Genomic DNA, 20969 nt, shown 5'->3' on the forward strand with positions numbered 1-20969 from the left:
GGTACAGCGTGTTTATACGATAGAAACGGTCAATTGGGCCGCTAACGCTGTCACTTGCGCGAAAACTCGACGAATGTCGCGATCACTTGCTCGATTTGCGAGCGATTGACGTCCATGTGCGTGACCATCCGCAGACGGGCGGCAGCGCTCAACTTGATCCCGCATTCGGCGGCAAATGCCTTGATCGCCTCGGCACGGTCGCCCATCTGCACGTAAACCATGTTGGTCTGCACCGGCTCGACACTGAAACCGGCCTCGCGCAAGCCTTCGGCCAGCAACTGTGCGTTGGCATGGTCATCGGCAAGACGCTCCACGTTGTGATCCAGCGCATACAGCCCCGCCGCCGCCAGCAGTCCGGCCTGACGCATGCCGCCACCGACCATTTTGCGCAGGCGCCGGGCCTTTGCAATCAACGCCGACGAACCGCACAGCACCGAACCGACCGGCGCGCCGAGGCCTTTGGACAGGCACACCGAGACCGAATCGAAATACTGGGTGATTTCCCGGGCATCGACCCCGAGCTTGACCGCCGCGTTGTACAGCCGCGCGCCGTCCAGATGCAGTTGCAGGCCGTTGTCCCGAGTGAACTGGCGGGCCCGGGCCAGATAGTCCAGCGGCAACACTTTGCCCTGCATGGTGTTTTCCAGCGCCAGCAGGCGCGTACGGGCGAAGTGGAAATCGTCGGGCTTGATCGCCGCGGCCACCTGATCCAGGTCCAGCGAGCCGTCGGCCTGCACTTCCAGCGGCTGTGGCTGAATCGAGCCGAGCACCGCTGCGCCGCCGCCTTCGTATTTATAGGTGTGTGCCTGTTGACCGACGATGTACTCGTCACCGCGCTCGCAGTGCGCCATCAAGCCCAGCAGGTTGCTCATGGTGCCGGTCGGGACGAACAGCGCGGCAGCAAAACCGAGCCGTTTTGCCAGTTCGGCTTCCAGACGATTGACCGTCGGATCTTCGCCATACACGTCGTCACCGGTGTCGGCGCGGGTCATCGCGTCGAGCATGGCGGGAGTCGGTTGAGTGACGGTGTCGCTGCGAAGATCGATAACGCTCATGAACCTGGCCTCAAGTCAGCAGGGGAAATCCCTTTTCGAAGAGGAATTACTGCGGGCATGGCGCGGATTAATCAACCCTTGCGCAAGGAAAAGTCGTTTTCACGCTTCGAATAATCCGATGGCAATCATCACAAAGGCGCAATGCACAGCCCGGCAATCTGTGTTAAAAACGCTGCGCCGTCCGATAAAGGGCGGCGAAACGTTCTCAGGGCGGGGTGCAATTCCCCACCGGCGGTAATTGCGCGCAATGTGCATAGCCCGCGAGCGCTTGGTGACGGACACGGCATAAGCCGTGAGCGGCAGCAAGGTCAGCAGACCCGGTGTGATTCCGGGGCCGACGGTCACAGTCCGGATGAAGAGAGAACGGGATTGACGCCAAAGGGCCGTCCGCCGTGTTCGCGCGAGCGTGCGTACCCTTGAATCCCTTTCGATTCATAACGCCCTGTTTTTCACACAAACAGGAGTCAGAACATGCAACCCACCGCTATCGACAGCAAAAGCAAACACACCCACGGCGAGCGCGTCGCGTTCATCCAGGCCTGCTGGCACAAGGAAATCGTCGACCAGAGCCGTAAAGGCTTCCTCGCCGAAATGATCGCTCAGGGTTATCAGGAATCGGACATCGATTTCTTCGAAGTCGGCGGCGCCTTTGAAATGCCTCTGCACGCCAAGCTGCTGGCCAAGACCGGTCGTTATGCCGGTATCGTTGCCGCCGCGCTGGTGGTGGACGGCGGAATCTACCGTCACGAGTTCGTTGCCCAGTCGGTGGTCAGCGGCCTGATGCAGGTTCAACTGGAAACCGAAGTGCCGGTGTTCTCGGTGTCGCTGACCCCGCACCACTTCCATGCCGGCGAAGAACACCAGAAGTTCTTCTTCGAGCATTTCGTGCACAAGGGTCAGGAAGCGGCGAAGACCTGCGCCGATACGTTGCAGAAAGTGCGTGCATTGCGCCGCACCGAGCCGCGTGCTGTAGCGGTCTGATGCAATAACGATCTCCCCCGCGCGCTGCGTGGGGGAGATTTCAGTGTCAGGCAAGACTTTCGTCAGTGGTCGGCACGATCAGAATACCCGCCCGCAGGCCGTTCTTGACCTTGGGGTTGGGGAAGATGATCCGCGCGCCCTGCTCTTCGATGATCCAGCGGGTATTGGCCAGGTCTTCGGCCAGCACATAACCCACATCCAGTTCGGAAAAGTTTTCGATGTCCGCCGGCAGGTTCAGGCGGAACGCATCGCTGTGCTTGATGATTTCCCGGGCCACGCTGAACAGTTGCAGACCATCCAGCCCCTGCTCGGCCATCTCCGGTTCGGTGCCTTCGATGATCTGCTTCAGGCGGGTTTCCAGCAGCGACACATTGACCCCGGCGTTCTGCCCGAATGGCCGCGCCTTGCCCAGTTCCAGCGTGAAGGACTCGGCCCCCAGCTTGTCGTAGGTGTAAGAGCTGAACACGATCGACGGCTTGTTCTGCAACAGCACCGCCTCCATGCCGGCGGCGCGCAGGCGGGCCAGCTCAAGACGGGAATGCTGGCGACCTTCCTTCCACGGATAAAGGGCGAACTGCTCGATCTTCGAACCGCGAATCGCGGTGTGCAGGTCGTAGTGCAGGCGCTGACGATCAGGAAGACTGAAGAAACTCGCCGCCAGACGTTCCAGCTCGCAGGCGCGCAGGGCTTCGGAACCGCTGCTTTGTTCGTGACGGCCGTTGAACAACCGATTGACGTCCTGCTCGACGAAACGCTCGCCCTTGCGAATCGCTTCCGGGTTGCCGAACAGGAACAGAATGCGTGCGCGCGGCTTCAGATCGCCGCGGGCGATGTCATGCAGCAACCGGTCGAGCAATTCGATCGGTGCCGTTTCGTTGCCGTGGATGCCTGCAGACAGCAGCAGGTCCAGGCCATTGTCGCGCGCTTCGGGTGGCCGGACTTCCAGCGCACCCTCGCTCAACCAGCGCATGCGCACGCCTTCGACAGTCAGTTGAGTCTTCTCCGCCGGTTCACGGCCGGCGAGGGTCAGTTCAAGCAGTTTGCCGAGGGCGAGCATAGAGCGGTTTCCTTAGTGGTCGTGATTGCAATCCGGGCCGTGCACGTGGCCGTCATCGTCGCCGAGGTCAGCCGGTTCCATCTCCAGTTGCAGACTTACCAGATTAGTCGCCAATGGGCGCAACAGCAGGTTGGCGTACTCTTCGTCGCCCTCTTCGACGTCCACGCCGATCAACAGTTGGCCGCGGCCGTCCTGCTGGATCCACAGCTCTTTGCCTTGCCACATGACCGCGACGCGGGTGCAGGAAGTTTGCAGTTGCGTGCCGTCAGTGTCTTCAAGGATCAGCTGCAGGGAATCGCTCATGTTTTACGCTCTCTTGGGGAGATGGAACCGTGCGCCGCGACGAGGCGGCGCATCGGTCATCAATTGATCTGGAATGGATAAACCGCGCCCAGTTTAAGGATTTGCGTCAGTTCATCCAGTGCCGTCCGGCATTCAAGCAGCAATTGCGGATCCGCCAGATCGCTTTCGGTCAGGCGGTCGCGGTAGTGCTTTTCAACCCATGCGGTCAACGAACCGTACAACGGGGCAGTCATGATAACCCCTGGGTTGACGGCCGCCAGCTCGGTTTCGTTGAGCGCGACGCGCAGTCGCAGGCACGCCGGGCCACCACCGTTCTGCATGCTTTGCTTGAGGTCGAAGACTTTCACTTCGCGGATCAGGCCGCCGGAGCTGGTCAGGCCTTGCAGGTAATTCCACACGCGCTCGTTGCCACGGCACTCTTCCGGCACGATCAGCAGCATCGAACCGTCAGGACGCGACAGCAACTGGCTGTTGAACAGGTAGGAACGCACCGCGTCGTCCACGGTGACCGCCGAACGCGGCACGCAGACCGACTGGAACTTGCCGCCGACCTTGGCCAGTTTGGCTTGCAGTTCAGCCAGCATCTGATCGGTGTCGAGGAACGCGTCCTCGTGATAGAACAGCACCTCGCCGTTGCCCACCGCGATCACGTCGTTGTGGAACACGCCCTGATCGATAACGGCGGGATTCTGTTGCGCGTAGACCACGCCGTCGTCACGCAGACCGTGCAAACGAGCGACCGCTTGCGACGCTTCGAGGGTCTGACGCGCCGGGTATTTCTGCGGCGCCGGGTAGCGGGTGTCGAACGCACTGCGACCGAACACGAAGAACTCGACACCGGCATCGCCGTACTCACGGCAGAAACGCGTGTGGTTGGCTGCGCCTTCGTCACCGAACTGCGCCACTGCCGGCAACGCGGCGTGGTGAGCAAAGTGTTGCTGGTTGGCGAACATCGCGCCCAGCACGCGACTGGTGGTCGGGTGCTCGATGCTGCGGTGGTATTTGCAGTTCAGGTTGGCGGCGGTGAAATGCACGCGACCGTCAGCGGTGTCGGCACTCGGGCTGACCGTGGCGGCGTTGGCCACCCACATGCTCGACGCCGAGCAGCTGGCGACCAGCAACGGCATCGCTTCTTTGGCGGCGCGCTCGATCACCTGAGCGTCGGTACCGCTGAAACCCAGACGGCGCAGAGCAGCCACGTCCGGACGCTCCTGCGGTGCGAGAACGCCCTGCTGAAAGCCCATTTCCATCAGCGCTTTCATTTTCGCCAGACCTTGCAGCGCCGCTTCCTTCGGGTTCGAGGATTGCTGGCTGTTGCTCTGGGACGCAACGTTGCCGTAGGACAGACCACCGTAGTTATGGGTCGGCCCCACTAGACCGTCAAAATTGACTTCATAGGATTTCATCAGCGAGGCTCCACGAGAATCTGTTGTTATAGGCTTCAGTAACTATTCTTTGAGACCGCGGCGCGGCCATCGCTGGCAAGCCAGATCCCACAGGGATCTCATCGCCCTTGTGGGAGCTGGCTTGCCAGCGATGGGCATCACGCCATCTTCACGCCAGGCGTCAGGGCCGCCGGCAACACCAGGCTCGGGGTTTCCAGCGAGGCCACCGGGTACGCGCAGTAATCCGCCGCGTAGTAGGCGCTGGCGCGGTGGTTGCCCGAAGCGCCGACACCGCCGAACGGTGCGCTGCTTGCAGCACCGGTCAGTTGCTTGTTCCAGTTGACGATCCCGGCACGGCTTTCCAACCAGAACTGCTGGTAGCGCTCTTCGGAATCCGACAGCAGACCTGCGGCCAGGCCAAACGCAGTGTCGTTGGCTTCGGCAATCGCCGCCGCGAAATCGGCGTAGCGGATCACCTGCAGCAACGGGCCGAACAGTTCTTCATCGGAACGCTCGGCAACCGCCGTCACATCAACGATGCCCGGGGTCAGCAGTGCCGATTGCGCCTGTGGCTGAGTCATCGCCAGCAACGACACAGCGCCGTTGGCCAGCAGATGCGCCTGGGCATCCATCAACGCTTTCGCCGCGCCAAGGGAAACCACCGAACCCATGAACGGTGCCGGCTGCTGATCGAACGCACCGACCTCGATGGTCGAGCTGACTTCCACCAGACGCTTGAGCAGGCTGTCGCCCCACGCGCCTTCCGGCACCAGCAGACGACGGGCACAGGTGCAGCGCTGACCGGCGGAAATGAACGCCGATTGAATAATCGTGTACACCGCAGCATCAATATCGGCGACCTGATCGACCACCAGCGGGTTGTTGCCGCCCATTTCCAGCGCAAGAATCTTGTCCGGACGACCGGCGAACTGCTGGTGCAGGTGATTGCCGGTACGGCTCGAGCCGGTAAAGAACAGACCGTCGATGCCCGGGTTCGCCGCCAGAGCGATACCGGTTTCGCGGGCGCCTTGCAGCAGGTTCAGCACGCCGGCCGGCAGACCGGCTTCAATCCAGCACTTGACCGTCAACTCGGCGACTTTCGGGGTCAGCTCGCTTGGTTTGAACAGCACGCTGTTACCGGCCAGCAGCGCCGGCACGATGTGGCCGTTCGGCAAATGGCCGGGGAAGTTGTAAGGGCCGAACACCGCGACCACGCCGTGGGGCTTGTGGCGCAACACGGCGGTGGCGTCGCCCAACGGGCCGCTCTTCTCGCCGGTACGTTCGCGGTAGCTCTGCACCGAGATCGCAATCTTGTTGACCATGCTGGTGACTTCGGTCGCGGCTTCCCACAACGGTTTGCCGGTTTCCTCACCGATGGTGCGGGCCAGTTCGTCAGCATGGTTTTTCAGCGCAGCGGCGAATGCTTCGAGCACGCTGATGCGATCTTCCAGGGTACGCCGGGCCCAGCCCGGGAACGCCTGACGCGCAGCCTGCACGGCCGACTCGACCTGAGCGGCGGTGGCGCCCTCCCCCGACCACAGCACTTGCTGGGTCACCGGGTTCAGCGATTGAAAGGCCTCGCCCTGACCGGCCAGCCACTCACCTGCGATGTATAGCGAATTCATTATTTCGACTCCCGGGCAGCGGACAACGCTACGGCGCGCACCTGATCGCCAGCGTTGAGTTGAAGACGTTTGGCGGTCAGCGGATCGACCACCAGGGTGCCGGCGGCCAGACGGGCCGGCGCAGCCGTGATGCGGCAGTCTTCGCGTTTGCGGTTATGGATGATGAACGGCGTGGCGTCGTCGCCCGGCGTGCCGATAGCCAGCACCAGCGCTTCGCTGTCACGCACCGCGCGGATCTTGCTGGTCTCGCACTCGATGGCGGGGCCGGCGTCGAAGATGTCGACGTAACCCTGATAGCTGAAGCCTTCGCTCTTGAGCATTGCCAGCGCCGGCTCGGTGTCCGGGTGAACCTGACCGATAACGTTGCGCGCGTCCGGCGACAGGAAGCAGGTGTACAGCGGGAATTTCGGCATCAGTTCGGCGATGAACGCCTTGTTGCCGACACCGGTCAGGTAATCGGCCTGGCTGAATTCCATCTTGAAGAAGTGACGGCCCAGGCTTTCCCAGAACGGCGAACGGCCGGCGTCATCCGACACGCCGCGCATCTCGGCGATGATCTTGTTGCCGAACAGTTCCGGGAATTCGGCGATGAACAGCATCCGCGCCTTGGACAACATACGGCCGTTGAGGCCGGTGCGGTAGTCAGCGTGCAGGAACAGCGAGCACAGCTCGGAGTTGCCGGTCAGGTCGTTGGCCAGGAACAGCGTCGGGATCTCGCGATAGATGTTCAATTCCTGCGAGGCGCTGACGGTCAGGCCGACGCGGAAGTTGTACCAAGGCTCGCGCAGACCGACCGCGCCGGCGATGGCGGAAATCCCCACCACGCGACCGTTGTCGTCTTCGAGCACGAACAGGTAATCCGCGTCGCCACGACCGGCTTCACCGCGAAAGGTCTTCTCGGCCCAGCCAACCCGGTGGGTCAGGCGCTCTTCGTTGGCCGGCAAGGTGGTCAGGCCGGTGCCGGTGCTGCGGGCCAGGTCGATCAGAGCGGACAAATCGCTGCTGCGTACGGGACGAACAATCATGCTATCTCCTCAAACGGGCCGCCGTGGCCACCCGTGAAACTCGCTAAGGCGTTAAACCGCCACCAGGCGCACGCTGGCACCTTCACCGACGCCCAGGGCTTCGGCCGCTTCCAGATCCAGGGTCACCGGTTTGCCCGGCGCGTAATCCAGCTCGAGCAATACCGCGCGGTAATCCTGCAACTGGGCGTTGGCCACCAGATACTGGCGACCGGCACCTTTGACCGGCTCGCCGAGCTTCACCGGCACCACACGGCTCTGGGCGATCGAACGGATCCCCGAGACACGCGCATGCAGGGTCGGGCCACCGTCGAAGATGTCGATGTAGTGATCGGTCTCGAAGCCTTCGCGCATCAGGATGTCGAAGGTGATCTGCGCACGCGGGTGTACCTGGCCCATCGCTTCCTGAGCGGAGTCCGGCAGCAGCGGCACGTAGATCGGGTAATGCGGCATCAGCTCGGCGAGGAACGTCCGGCTTTTCAGGCCACACAGACGTTCGGCCTCGGCGTAGTTCAAATCGAAGAAGTTGCGACCGATGGCGTCCCAGAATGGCGAGTCGCCGTTTTCATCGCTATAGCCGACGATCTCGGTTACCACTGAATCGGCGAACCGCTCCGGATGGCTGGCGACGAACAGCAGACGGCCACGGGAGTTGAGCTCGGCCCACGGCGACCCCACCAGCTCGCGCTGCACGTAGAAACTGGTCAGCAAGCTGTTGCCGGTCAGGTCGTGGCATTGCGAGAGCACGTGGATCTTGTTGTGGATCTTCAGCTCGCGGGAGGCGTGCACGAAGGTCTCGTTGCGAAAGCTGTAGAACGGCTCGGAGTAACCGGCCGACGCGACGATCGCCGAGCAGCCCACCAGCTTGCCGGTGGCGGTGTCTTCGAGGACGAAGAAGTAACTTTCTTCGCCGTTGAAGCTCACTTCGGCGGCAAACGAGGCTTCGCTCGCAGCGATTTTGTCGCTCAGGCGTTCAACGTCATCCGGCAAGGAAGTGACACCAATCGGGCTGTCCGCAGCCAGACGCTGTACCTCGCCCAGATCAGCCATTTGCGCGGGGCGCATCACCAGCATGGTGTCACTCCTTTCTCTACTTCAGGTCGGCGAAAGCGCCGACTCGGGAAAAAAATGCCGGGCAGGCCCGGCACAGGAAAATGGTCCCGGCACCTGTCGATGACGACAGACGCCGGGCGGTCTTGCATGAATCAGGCTTGGGTCAATTTCGCCGCAGCACGCTCGAAACGATCCAGACCGGCGTCGATGTCTGCGTCTTCCACCACCAGGCTCGGGGCGAAACGGATCACGTCCGGACCCGCCTGCAGAATCATCAGGCCTTCTTGTTCAGCGGCGTTGAAGATGTCCTTGGCCTTGCCTTTCCAGGCGTCGCTCAGCACGCAACCGATCAGCAGACCGAGACCACGCACCTGGGTGAACAGGCCGTACTTCTCACCGATCTGTTGCAGGCGGGTCTTGAACTTGTCGTGCTTGGCATGGACGCCGTTCAGCACCTCAGGGGTGTTGATCACGTCGATCACCGCTTCGGCCACGGCACACGCCAGCGGGTTGCCGCCATAAGTGGTGCCGTGAGTGCCGACGACCAGATGCTTGGCCAGCGCTTCGGTGGTCAGCATCGCCGCGATCGGGAAACCGCCGCCCAGGCTCTTGGCGCTGGTCAGGATGTCCGGGGTCACGCCGTAATGCTGGTAGGCGAACAGGTTGCCGGTACGGCCCATGCCAGTCTGCACTTCGTCGAACACCAGCAGCGCGTTGTTGGCGTCGCACAATTCACGGGCGCCTTGCAGGTAAGCCAGCTCGGCCGGCAGCACGCCGCCCTCGCCCTGGATCGGTTCCAGAACGACCGCGCAGGTCTTGTCCGAAACAGCGGCTTTCAGCGCCGCCAGATCGTTGTACGGTACGTGGGTGATGCCGGTGATTTTCGGACCGAAACCGTCGGAGTACTTCGACTGGCCACCAACGTTCACGGTGAACAGAGTACGGCCGTGGAAGCTGTTGAGCGCGGCGATGATTTCGTATTTCTCGGTGCCGAAACGGTCGAACGCGACACGACGGGCCAGCTTGAAGGCGGCCTCGTTGGCTTCGGCGCCGGAGTTGCAGAAGAACACGCGCTCGGCAAAGGTGGCGTCGATCAGCTTGTGCGCCAGGCGCAGGGCCGGTTCGTTGGTGAACACGTTGGACACGTGCCACAGCTTGTTCGCTTGCTCGGTCAAGGCACCGACCAGCGCCGGGTGCGCATGGCCCAATACGTTGACGGCGATGCCGCCGGCGAAGTCGATCAGCTCGCGGCCGGCCTGATCCCAGACGCGGGACCCGGCGCCACGCACCGGAATGAAAGCGGCAGGCGCGTAGTTGGGAACCATAACCTGGTCGAAATCGGCGCGTTGTACCGCAGCGTGCTCAACGGACATCGGAGTCTCCTGATGAGGGCCACCCGCCTGAAACTGGCGAGCGATGGGGGGATTGTAAGGACAGTTTTGTGCCCGGCCTTGCCGCCAAGCGACAACTTCTTATAGCGCAAACCCCGGATTTTCCCGGGTTTACGGCAATGCGACATATAGCGTCGCAAAGGCGCAGTTTAAACCGTCGCCAGCAATTGCAGCAGGCCTGAGAGGATATCAATTGCGGCAGCCGCCAATGTCATATCTATGTACCGCACTTTGTCGAAAGCAATTTGATTTGCTGGGCTCCTTTTCCGGATGCCGAAGGCAGGATCACCATGCAATCTCCGATCAATCGGGCCAGCGCCACGGCCGACACCGACGACCGACACAACCCGCCCTCTCATTATCAACCGCTCGTCAACGCCATGCCCTCATGGCTGGGCAATGCCTCGGACAAAAGGCGCGAGGCACTGAAGAACAATCGCAAGACACTTCCCGACACCCTCAAGACTGCACCGCAGGCGGATCACGACGAATTGAGAGCCGCGATCGCCAACCACATGTCAGCTCAGAACACCGTGGATCAGAGGCTCGAACGCGTGCAGGACGCCAGCGCGTTTGCAACACCGCTGCTTGCGCAAGCGTTGAAGTCCCGGTTCGGCGTGGAAGTGGATGTCAAGGAAACCTTCCTGCGCCTCTACATACCGGTGACCGTGTCCGGCTTTGCGATCAAAACCGGCGCCCGGGTCTGGACCGTATCGCTGGTAGAGGCGGCGCTGCACAATTTCGAAGAGAAGGAAACACGGCAAGGGGCTTACGAAAGTGGCTCGTCCTTTATTTCCAGACCGACTGCGACAGGGCAGTTCGAGCCGCTGCCGCAGGTCAACGGCAAAATCACTATCCCGGCCTTCACCAGCCTTTGCCGGGAGCTGGACATCGGCGCCCGCTACAAAAACTACCTTGAAGACAGCCTCGGTTTCACCAGTCCGGTCGCCGCCGCGGTGTTATCCCGCGAGGTCAAGGACAGTCAGAAAGCCGCACTGAGGGCCGCCCTCCAACTGGCACGGATGAACCAGGACATCGGAGAGTTATATTTTCGACTGATCGGTGGCTTGCTCGATGGTCTGGAAGGCATGCGGATCGACCGCCAACCGCTGCGCTGTCACGACTTGACGATGATGTCGGCCACACTGACCGGCATCGTGATATTCACCCCGGATCTGGAACAGGCCAGGGCCTCGACCCGGGTGGTTGCTTACATACCCGATGATCCCGAGCACCCCATCAAGGAATACGCCTCGCCCGTCGAAATGGAGAAGGAACTGACCCGCCAATTGCGCGCCCCCGACTATCAGCATTTCTTCAGCCGTTTCGTACTCCATGAACAACGTGGTCATTTCTTCAGCGAACTGAACCGGCGACTGAGCAAGGTGACATGGCACAAGCCTGAGGCGGGAAGCCCGCTGCCTGCCTGGCGAGACACCCCTGTAAACAAGCCGAAACTGCAACTTGCCGTCACGCCCATCACCACAGAACTATGGGAACACCTCTACCAGGGCAAGCTGAACAAGATCCTCAATGACGCAGCGACTATCGCCGTATCAACGGCCACGACGGACGCTAACGCCCGCTGGGCGCTCTGGGACTCCTTCGTCAACGTGGCGTCATCGATTCTCGAGATCGCCTCCTTCGTCCTGATGCCGTTCGTACCGTTTCTCGGAGAAATCATGATGGCCTACATGGCCTACCAATTTCTCGACGAAGCCTTCGAGTGGATTGTCGACTGGGCCGAAGGGCAGATTACAGAGGCCGCCGAGCATTTTTTCACCGCATTGGAATCATTGATTCAGCTGGGAGCCTTCGCCCTCGGTGGCGGGATTGCCCTGGCAGAACTTCCAAAAATACTGCCGGCAGAAGTCATGTCATTCATTGACCGGTTCCAGCCCGTCAAACTGCGCAATGGCAAAACCCTCTACTGGAAACCGGATCTGAAACCTTACGAGCGCCAGGTCAAGCCACCCGAAGGGACCGGGCCCGACCGCCAGGGCCTGCATCACTATCAGGGCGAAAGCCTGCTGCCACTCGAGCAGACGCATTACCTCGTCAGTCCGCATGAACATCCCGGCAAACTCTACATCGAACACCCCGCACGGGCAGATGCCTACCGTCCCATCGTGCGCCATAACGGCGAAGGCGCCTTTCATACCGAGCTTGAACGACCGCTTGAATGGGACGCCCCTACCGTATTGCAACGGATCGGTCACAGCGTCGAGTCGTTCCCTGCGGTGCGACGTGAGCAGATCCTCAAGGTCAGCGGTTATTCGCAAGACGCACTGCGCAAAATGCACGTCAACCAGGAGCGCTTGCCCCCCCTGCTGGCTGACAGCATTCAGCGCTGCCGGATTGATCAGGACCTGCAGGACTTCATCGACCGGATGGCCAGCGACCGCCCCGAGGATTATTCAGGTGCGGATCCGCTGCTCCAGCTCCGGCTTATCGCAGAGCAAACGCCCTGGCCGCAGCGCAAGACATTGCGTTTCATCAACGCTCAAGGTGAGATTGCATGGCAATCCTCTGCCGACGAACAGCTTCCTATGACTGAGATTCGACAGGACAGCCTCTCCGATGGCGACGTCCTCAAGACGCTGCTGCAAACGCTCAGCGAGCCGGAAATCAATACGCTGCTGGGAGAGGATTTCGCAGAGATGCACGCTATCGAAGCGCGCACGCGCAAGCTCAGAGCCAGACTGGCGCAGATCGCCCGAGAGCAGCGCACTTCGCTTTTCGAGCAACGCTACCAGGCGCTCCAACAGCGCGACGAGCCCTTGATCAGGCGTGCGGCCCTGCATGAGCCGCAGCTGCCTGCCAGGGTGACTGAAGAGTTGCTGAACACGGCCACCGGTTCGGAACTGGTGATGATCAGCAAAGGACAATGGCCCGAACGGCAACAGGCGCTGGCAGAACATGCCAGGCAGGAACTGCGCGTCACTCGCGCCTTCGAAGGGTTGTTGCTGGATTCTGTGCGCAATCCTGATACCGATACGCTGGCGCTGCACAGCCTGCAACGATTGCCAGGCTGGTCCGCAGACGTACGCCTTGAAGTGCGCGGTCAAGATCCCCAGGGACAGCTGATCGACAGCACCGGCCCGGTCGATGCCGCCATTCAGAAGGTGCTGGTACGCAAATCCGATGGGCTCTGGCAGCCGTACGACGAGCAGGGACTGCAACTGCACGGCTCCACCGATTTCTACACTGCCGTCCTGCAAGCCCTGCCGGACGCGCAAAGAAACGCCTTGAACCTGCAGATCGGCGAGGGGGAAAAACTCAGACAAGCCATCATTGACAATCCGCTGCCACGTACCGAACTGCGGCTGGCGATCACGCCCGACCCCGTGCCGCCCCCCGTCATGGATACCTTGCGGTTGCTGGGCACGGACGGTTACTCACGCAACCCGCCACCGGCGCTGCGAGCACCTCGCACGCTGGACAACCGGATCAGGCAGATCTACCCGAGAATGCCTGAAGTCGAACGAATCGCCATGGCGCAGCGCCTGGCCAACCATCCGAACGGCGCGATCGCCGAACTGTCCCGGCTTCAACTGGAATACGCGCAACTCGACAGCGATCTCAATCAATGGCTGTTCGACCTACCGGAGATCAACCCGGCTGATGGCCTCCGTCGAACGGATGACCAACAGATGGCCGCCATCCGTGATCGCCAGACGTTCGCCAACGACCTGCGTAGTTGCTGGCGCAGAGAGATGCATGGCCCGCATGGTTACCAGATGCGTTTTTCACAGCCGATCGTGGGTGACCTTCCTGCCCTGACGGCCGACTTTTCCCACGTCGACAATCTGGAACTGATCGGCAGCGGCGAGCCCGGTGCCCTTGACCACTTCCTCGAAAGTTTTTCGGGACTTGTACGCATGGACCTGCGCGACTTCGACCTGCACAATCTGCCGCCGCGCCTGACAACGCTCGCAGGTCTGAAACAGCTGACACTGCAAAACTGTGGCGTCGTCCTGACACCGGAAAACCGGTCGATCATGTCGAGCCTCAACGGGCTGACCGCGCTGGATCTGGAAGGCAATCCACTGGGCGCGACGTTCGACTTCACCTTCATGCCGAACCTGACGCATCTGAACCTTTCCAGTACCGGCCTCTCCGAAATCCCCAGCGGCGTCCTGGATCACCCACGCCTGACCAGCGCATGGCTTACCGATAACCAGATCACCACACTGCCCGATGCCTTGTTCGAACAGCCGGCTGCTTCCACCGCAGGGTACGATTTTTTCGGCAACCCGCTTTCTGCTGCGACCCGTGAAAACGTGAAGATCTACTTCAACCGGACCGGCAGCGATCTGGGCGTTCGTCCCGAGCAAACGGATATAAACCGGATCAAGGCACTGTTTCCCGACCTGAATGACCGTCAATCCAGCGAACTGATTTACAGCCTGCCCGGCTCGCTGTTACAGGGTCGGCTTCAACTGGATCGCTGGGAGAGCGAAATAACCCGGCTGACCAGCGAGCTGGCCACATGGGCGCGGGACACACCCAATCGTGATCCGTCCACGGGTGAAATGCTGACCCCCAACGAACATTTCAATCAGTTTTATGAGCGAGAAGTTTTCGCCGGAAGAATTGAGCGGCTGTGGCGTCACCGCTCGTCGGCACATCCGCTGACGAGAGCGGATGTGTTATCGGCGCAAGCCAATTTCATCGGTGACATGCCGAAGCTGTCGGCGGATTTCAGCCACATCACCGCACTGTCGCTCAACGGGAACAAACAAATACGTGCCACCTCACCCTTTCTGCGTAGCTTTCCCCGGTTGAAACGCCTGATCCTGCATGACTTTGCACTTGAACAACTGCCACAGTCCCTGGCGGCCCTGCCCGTGCTCGATACCCTGGTTCTCAACAACTGCGGCGTGACCTTGACTGGCGAGCTGCAGCTTGCACTGGCGGGGATGCGCGAGCTTGAATCACTCGAACTGCCCAACAACCCGCTGGGCAGTGCGCCCGACGCAGGCAGTCTGCCAGCGCTCATGTATCTGGACCTCTCTCGCACAGGCATCAGCGATGTTCCTCCCGGATTGGCCGGCCATCCGAGATTGAAAACGGCCATTGTCAGTGATAACCGGATCAGCGAGTTGCCCGAGGCGCTCTTTGACCTGCCCGCCGAAGCCAGCGCAGGATTCGATTTCTCCGGCAATCCGTTGACCGCCGACACACTGGAACGGATCAAACGTTACTCGCGCGACACCGGCATGGATTTCGGCGTGATCGCCAAACAGGCTGACATCGATGCCACCCAGGCGCTGTTTCCCGACCTGGACGGCGAAGAGGCCAGCGAGGTGTTTTACGGGTTACCCGGTGACCTGGAACACGGACGCCGCCAGCTCAGGCACTGGAAAGCCGAGCTCGAGCAACTCACCGCCGATCTGTCGCAATGGAAAATGGCAGTGCCCCACGAGCATCCTTTCAGCCATCAACCCCTCTCACCACGGGAGTTCCTCGCCGAACATTCGGCACGAACAGCGTTTGCCGAACAGTTGCAAACCCTGTGGCGCTCACGAATGCCGGAAAACCCCAGGCAGCGGGGCGATTCACTGGTAGCACGTGTGACATTCATCGGCGAACTGCCCACCCTGACGACCGACTTCAGCCACATCCGCGAAGTCTCACTCACAGGGCATGACGCTCTCGGCAACGTCGACGGTTTCCTGCAACCCTTCAACACCTTGCGCCACCTGGAACTGCACGATTTCAACCTGGGCCAGAACCCGCTGACGTCCATGCGCATGCCTTCACTGCAGCGCCTGGTTCTGGAGCATTGTGGATTGACGCTGACCCCGCAAAGCCGCACATCCCTGTCGTCTCTTGAAGATCTTCGGTATTTGAATCTGAGCCGAAACCCGCTGGGCGCCCACCCGCCCCTCGAAGCGCTGCCAGCCCTGGTGCAACTGCGCATGATCGATACCGGGATTTCGAGCCTGCCCGACGGTTTGCTCGGTCATCCACGACTGCTCGTCGCCATGCTCGAACGCAACCGGATCCGCGATCTGCCCGACATCCTTTTCGATATTTCCGCCCGCCCACCCAAGCAACTCAGCCTCGCCGACAACCCGTTGTCATCCGCCACGCGCGAACGCATCAAGCTCTGTTACCAGCAGTTCAGGCAGCACTTCGGCGTTTCAATGCCTCGAGAAGACCTCGAGCGGATCCGTGAGCTGTTTCCATCCCTGAGCGATGATGACGCCAATCGAGTGCTGTACCTGCTGCCGGGAACTCTCGACTTCGGTCGATTACAGATCGAGCGCTGGGAGACCGAACTGCGGCAGCTTGAAGGCGACCTCGAAAAATGGGTGACCGACGTCCCTGATCGTTATCCGGCAAGCGGCATCGAGCTGACCGCCAGTGATCGATCCGCAGAGCATGCCAGTCGCAGGATGTTCCGACAGGAGATCGAATCGTTCTGGCGCGAAAGGTCTCGCGAACACCCCGAGAGGCGAAGCACGGTGCTCAACCTCAATCCGGCCTTCATCGGTGACCTGCCGGACTTGAGTGCCGACTTTTCTCATGTGACAACGCTATCGATCACCGGCAATGCTCAGCTACGGGCAGGCACAGGCTTCCTGCGAGGGTTCACCGGCCTCGACTCGCTCGAATTGCGTGATCTGGCATTGACCGAAGTGCCACCCGCACTGACCGCAATGCCGGATCTTCAGCAACTGGTGCTGAGCAACTGCGGGGTCGTACTGGATGACAAGGGCAGCGCTACGCTGGCGTCACTGAAGCAACTGGTCAGACTCGATCTTTACAGCAATCCGCTGGGCCGGCTGCCGGATATCCGCGGCCTGCCGGAACTGGAATTTCTCGATCTGTCGAACACCGGGATTACCCGGCTGCCATCGAGTTTGCTGGATCCTCCCTGGCTGGAAACCGCCATCCTCAGCGGCAATCGCGTGACCGAACTGCCCGCCGAGCTTTTCGATTTGCCTGCCTCCGCCAGCAACGGCATTGACCTGGGCGACAATCCGCTGGACGCGGCCACCCGCGAGCGCATCAAGGATTACTTCCGCCGAACCGGGGAAGACCTTGGCGTGCTGGCCGAGCCGTCGGACATCGCACGCGTCCAGACGCTCTACCCGGCCCTGAGCGATAAACAGGCCAGTAATTTCATCTATCACCTCGAAGGCACACTGGCCGATGGCCGGATCGAGCTGGCACGCCGGGAAGCCGAACTCGAGCAATTGCTGGGTGATCTTGCCGCCTGGGAAAACGACATACCCGATCATCCGGTGACCGGGCTGCCACTCCCCCCGGACCAGCGCCTGATGCAAGAGCAAATCAGAACGGCATTGCGAGAAGCATTGCTGACTTGCTGGCGCAAAACCCCGGTCGAAGGAGCAGACGCCAGTGACCACCAGTTTGCGTTCAGGCTGCCGATCATGGGGGAGTTGCCAACACTGACCGCCGACTTCGGCCACGTTTCGGATCTCTATCTGGTCAGCACCAGTAATCACTCGCCGCGGATCGGTCGATTCCTCGAGGCCTTTACCCACCTTGAAAGCGTCGATATTCAAGGTTACGACCTGCCCTCCATCCCCGAAGCCGTGTTCCGGATGAAGCGACTCACCACCTTGAGCCTGCCGACCTGCAATCTCACGTTATCGCCGCAGGACGTGGCCGGGCTGGCGAGTCTGGACCAACTTGATCTGCTGCATCTGCACAATAACCCGCTCGGACTGACACCTGACCTCAGCAATTTGCAGAACCTCACCGACCTGGACCTGAGCACCACGGGCATCAGGGAAATCCCCAAGGGTGTACTGGAGAACTTCAACTGGATGGAAGTGGATCTGTCGGGCAATGAAATCACTGAAATGCCCGATGCACTCATGGAGGTGCCTGCCCACGTCGGCGATCGCTACGACCTGTACGGCAATCCCTTCTCCGCCCAGGCCATGCAGCGAATTCGGGCTTACTACCAGGAAACGGGGATGACCCTGAACGTTGACGACGTCATGGAACATCCACAGGTGCAAACTCGCCCCAGTGCCGAAATCGAAGATTGAAGGACATCTGAAACGCCAGCGCCATGGGGTCGATCTCCATGGCGCAGGGGCTAACCGGTCAACCGCGCTCTGGCGGCACCGACGACAGTTCGAAAGGACTGCTGCTGCGCCGCTGGTTGCGGTCTTCCCGCGGCGTGGCGCCGAAGAAGTTGCGGTAGGCGCTGGAGAAATGCGGCCCCGACGAGAATCCGCACGACAGGCCGATCTGGATGATCGACTTGCTGGTCTGCATCAACATCTGCCGGGCCTTGTTCAGGCGCAGTTCCAGGTAGTACTGGCTCGGCACGCGGTTGAGGTATTGCTTGAAGATCCGCTCCAGCTGCCGACGGGACACGCACACGTGCTGGGCGATTTCGTCGGTGGTCAGCGGCTCTTCGATGTTGGCTTCCATCAGCAGCACCGCCTGGGTGAGCTTTGGATGGCTGGAGCCGAGACGGTTCTGCAACGGAATGCGCTGACGCTCGCCGCCTTCGCGAATGCGCTCGACCACCAGTTCTTCGGAGACCGCACCGGCCAGTTCCGCACCGTGATCGCGAGCCAAAACTGCCAGCAACAGATCGAGCACCGACATGCCGCCGCACGCGGTCAGGCGATCTCGATCCCAGTCGAACAAATGGCTGGTGGCGATGACTTTCGGGAAGCGTTCGGCGAAATCGTCCTGCCAGCGCCAGTGCACCGCCGCGCGGTAACCGTCGAGCAGACCGAGTTGCGCCAGCGGATACACACCGGCCGACAGACCGCCGATCACACAACCGGCGCGCACCAGTTGCTTGAGTGCGCTGCTGAGTGCCGGCGCCAACGTGGTCGGTGGCTCATCGGCGAGCAGGAACAGTTTCTGGAAGTTTTCGAGCTTGCCGGCCCAGGGTTCGCCGGGCAGTTGCCATTCACCCTCGGCCGGTGCTTCGGCCTGCAGGAAGGACAACTCGTAAACCACGTCCGGATGCACACGCTGGGCAACACGCAAGGCCTCCTCTGCCAGCGCCAAAGTCAGAGCTTTAGTGCTGGGCCAAATCAGGAAACCAATTCGATGGGCAGTCATGGCGGGCGATCCGAAACGTAAACAGAGGGAAAAACCGAAATCGGCTGCAACCAAATTAGACCATCTGGCGCGCTGCGCAGCATGACCTAATCTGGTGCATAACGGGAGCGATTACTTGAGGCTGCCCGAGAGGAATTGTTGCAAACGTTCCGATTGCGGATTGACCAGCACTTCACGCGGGTTACCGCTTTCTTCGACGACACCTTTGTGCAGGAACACCAGCTGGTTCGACACTTCACGGGCGAAGCCCATTTCGTGGGTCACCACCACCATGGTCCGGCCTTCCTGAGCGAGGGCCTGCATGACTTTCAGCACGTCGCCGACCAGTTCCGGGTCGAGGGCCGAAGTCGGCTCGTCGAACAGCATCACTTCCGGTTCCATCGCCAGCGCACGGGCGATTGCCACACGCTGTTGTTCGCCACCAGACATGTGCCCCGGGAACGCATCCTTACGATGAGCCACGCCGACCTTGTTCAGGTAGTGCTCGGCTTTCTCGCGAGCTTCGGCCTTGGACACGCCCAACACGTGAACCGGCGCTTCCATGATGTTTTCCAGCGCGGTCATGTGCGACCACAGGTTGAAGTGCTGGAACACCATCGACAGGCGCGAACGCATGCGCTGCAGCTGTTTCGGATCAGCGGCTTTCAGCGCGCCGTCCTTGTTCGCCACCAGTTTCAGCTCTTCGTTGTTGAGCAGGATCTTGCCCGCGTGCGGCTGCTCGAGCAGGTTGATGCAGCGCAGGAAAGTACTTTTGCCGGAGCCACTGGAGCCGATGATGCTGATCACATCGCCGGCGGCCGCTTTCAGGGAAACGCCCTTGAGCACTTCGTGACTGCCATAGCGTTTATGCAGGTCTTGGACTTCAAGTTTGTACATGCGGTCGGTTCTCACAAAAACAGTCAGTCGTTGAGCAAAGGGCCGTCGCGCAGCGCATCGCGCCCCGCCACTTTGGCCAGCCAGAAACCGGGTTGGGCGTAACGCAGCCGCTCAATGGCAAACAGCACCCCGGACGTACCAGCACACACCGTGCTGACCCGATCCGACAGCGGATCGATCACTTCGAAAATCTTGTCACCGGCTTCAACCCACTCGCCGGGCTTGCGCAGAAAACTCACCACACCGGGATGCGGCGGCAGGAGCATTTCGGTGCCTTCGAACGGCATGCCTTCGCATGGTTCGTGCGCCGCGCTCGGCCACTCGCCACGGATCAGGCCCTGCTCGGCGAGGAACGCCAGAATGCCTTCAGCCCAGGCTTCGGCCTGCGCCGGCGTGGTGTCAGCCTGACCGCCGAGTTCGACGGTGGTTGCCAGGCACGCCAGTGGAATTTGCGCGTCCGGGAACAGACGCGACAGACGCAGCCACGGCAGCGAACAGGCTTCGTCGAACGAGCTGCCGCCGGAATCTTCCGCCAGCAAGCCGACCTTCACGTCCAGGTGCGCAGCGAGCGAACGCCACTGCGGCCAGTGCTGCGGCAAGGCGTACATGTGCAGCGCGGCCTCGCAGTCGCAATGCAGATCCAGCACCACATCGGCTGTGGCGGCGTGTTGCAGCAGGATGCGCTGCATGCCTTGCAACTGGCTACTCGCTTCAGGCAATTCGGCCAGATGGTCGGCCATCGCCTGACGGATCAGACGGATGTTGGCGTGCGGATCATCACCGAGTTGTCCTTCCAGCCTGGCGGCCACGGGGGCGCTGAGCTCGACGAAATCACGGTTGAAATTCTTGCCGCTGCCGGCCTCGAAACGGCCCTGGTGGTTGCCTTGCAGCAACTGGCCAAGACCCAGCGGGTTGGCCACCGGCACCAGCTCGATGACGCCGTTGAGCAGGCCCTTGGCTTCGAGTTCGCCGAGGCGTTTTTTCAGTTCCCAGGCGGTGCGCATGCCGGGCAGTTCGTCAGCATGGAGGCTGGCCTGGATGTAGGCCTTGCGCCCACCACTGCGCTCTCTATTTCCAAAGCTGAACACCGAAATCCGGCGCTCGCTGCCCAGGTGGCTCCACGGCAGAACGTGGTCGATGCGTTCCATA

13 protein-coding genes and 1 riboswitch are annotated in these 20969 nt (G+C 61.2%); of the genes, 2 read left to right on the forward strand and 11 right to left on the reverse strand.

The annotated features are described in order from the left end of the window. Positions 1-50: 50 nt before the first annotated feature. The gene (gene ltaE, locus JKA62_RS02185; protein WP_201816015.1) at positions 51-1055 is read right to left on the reverse strand and encodes a low-specificity L-threonine aldolase; all 1005 of its coding nucleotides are present in this window, start codon (positions 1053-1055) and stop codon (positions 51-53) included. A gap of 197 nt (positions 1056-1252) precedes the next feature. Then, a riboswitch (FMN riboswitch) is annotated at positions 1253-1424 on the forward strand. 102 nt (positions 1425-1526) lie between these two features. Here ltaE and JKA62_RS02190 point away from each other — a divergent pair. Then, complete coding sequence (locus JKA62_RS02190) at positions 1527-2036, forward strand: 6,7-dimethyl-8-ribityllumazine synthase (RefSeq protein WP_011335530.1); 510 nt, start codon at positions 1527-1529, stop codon at positions 2034-2036. A gap of 46 nt (positions 2037-2082) precedes the next feature. On the opposite strand, the gene astE is transcribed toward JKA62_RS02190, so the two are convergent. The 7 genes from astE to JKA62_RS02225 form a co-directional block, all read right to left on the reverse strand. Beyond that, positions 2083-3093, reverse strand: coding sequence for a succinylglutamate desuccinylase (gene astE / locus JKA62_RS02195; RefSeq protein WP_201816018.1), 1011 nt, complete (start codon positions 3091-3093; stop codon positions 2083-2085). A 12-nt stretch (positions 3094-3105) separates the two neighbouring features. After that, complete coding sequence (locus tag JKA62_RS02200) at positions 3106-3396, reverse strand: hypothetical protein (protein ID WP_011335531.1); 291 nt, start codon at positions 3394-3396, stop codon at positions 3106-3108. A 59-nt stretch (positions 3397-3455) separates the two neighbouring features. Next, on the reverse strand, positions 3456-4802 hold the full coding sequence (gene astB / locus JKA62_RS02205) for an N-succinylarginine dihydrolase (protein WP_011335532.1): 1347 nt from the start codon (positions 4800-4802) through the stop codon (positions 3456-3458). Positions 4803-4939: 137 nt separating this feature from the next. After that, entirely contained in the window at positions 4940-6409 is a 1470-nt protein-coding gene (gene astD / locus JKA62_RS02210) for a succinylglutamate-semialdehyde dehydrogenase (RefSeq protein ID WP_201816523.1), read from the reverse strand. Next, positions 6406-7431 (reverse strand): arginine N-succinyltransferase, encoded by a 1026-nt coding sequence (astA, locus tag JKA62_RS02215; protein ID WP_011335534.1) that lies wholly within the window; start codon positions 7429-7431, stop codon positions 6406-6408. Before astA ends, astD begins: the two co-directional genes overlap by 4 nt. Positions 7432-7482: 51 nt before the next feature. Next, positions 7483-8502, reverse strand: a complete 1020-nt coding sequence (gene aruF / locus JKA62_RS02220) for an arginine/ornithine succinyltransferase subunit alpha (protein WP_064598807.1) — start codon at positions 8500-8502, stop codon at positions 7483-7485. A 131-nt stretch (positions 8503-8633) separates the two neighbouring features. Beyond that, positions 8634-9854 (reverse strand): aspartate aminotransferase family protein, encoded by a 1221-nt coding sequence (locus JKA62_RS02225; protein ID WP_011335536.1) that lies wholly within the window; start codon positions 9852-9854, stop codon positions 8634-8636. A gap of 308 nt (positions 9855-10162) precedes the next feature. Here JKA62_RS02225 and JKA62_RS02230 point away from each other — a divergent pair, with 308 nt between their 5' ends. After that, positions 10163-17905, forward strand: a complete 7743-nt coding sequence (locus JKA62_RS02230; RefSeq protein WP_201816021.1) for a dermonecrotic toxin domain-containing protein — start codon at positions 10163-10165, stop codon at positions 17903-17905. A 58-nt stretch (positions 17906-17963) separates the two neighbouring features. On the opposite strand, the gene argR is transcribed toward JKA62_RS02230, so the two are convergent. The 3 genes from argR to JKA62_RS02245 form a co-directional block, all read right to left on the reverse strand. Next, positions 17964-18944, reverse strand: coding sequence for a transcriptional regulator ArgR (gene argR / locus JKA62_RS02235; RefSeq protein WP_011335538.1), 981 nt, complete (start codon positions 18942-18944; stop codon positions 17964-17966). A 111-nt stretch (positions 18945-19055) separates the two neighbouring features. Continuing rightward, the gene (locus JKA62_RS02240; RefSeq protein ID WP_003227281.1) at positions 19056-19820 is read right to left on the reverse strand and encodes an ABC transporter ATP-binding protein; all 765 of its coding nucleotides are present in this window, start codon (positions 19818-19820) and stop codon (positions 19056-19058) included. 23 nt (positions 19821-19843) lie between these two features. Continuing rightward, positions 19844-20968 carry a succinylglutamate desuccinylase/aspartoacylase family protein gene (locus JKA62_RS02245; protein ID WP_011335539.1) on the reverse strand — a complete coding sequence of 375 codons (1125 nt, stop codon included), beginning with the start codon at positions 20966-20968 and terminating at the stop codon, positions 19844-19846. Position 20969 lies beyond the last annotated feature (1 nt).

Source organism: Pseudomonas sp. B7 (genome assembly GCF_016735645.1).
GTDB lineage: Bacteria > Pseudomonadota > Gammaproteobacteria > Pseudomonadales > Pseudomonadaceae > Aquipseudomonas > Aquipseudomonas glycinae.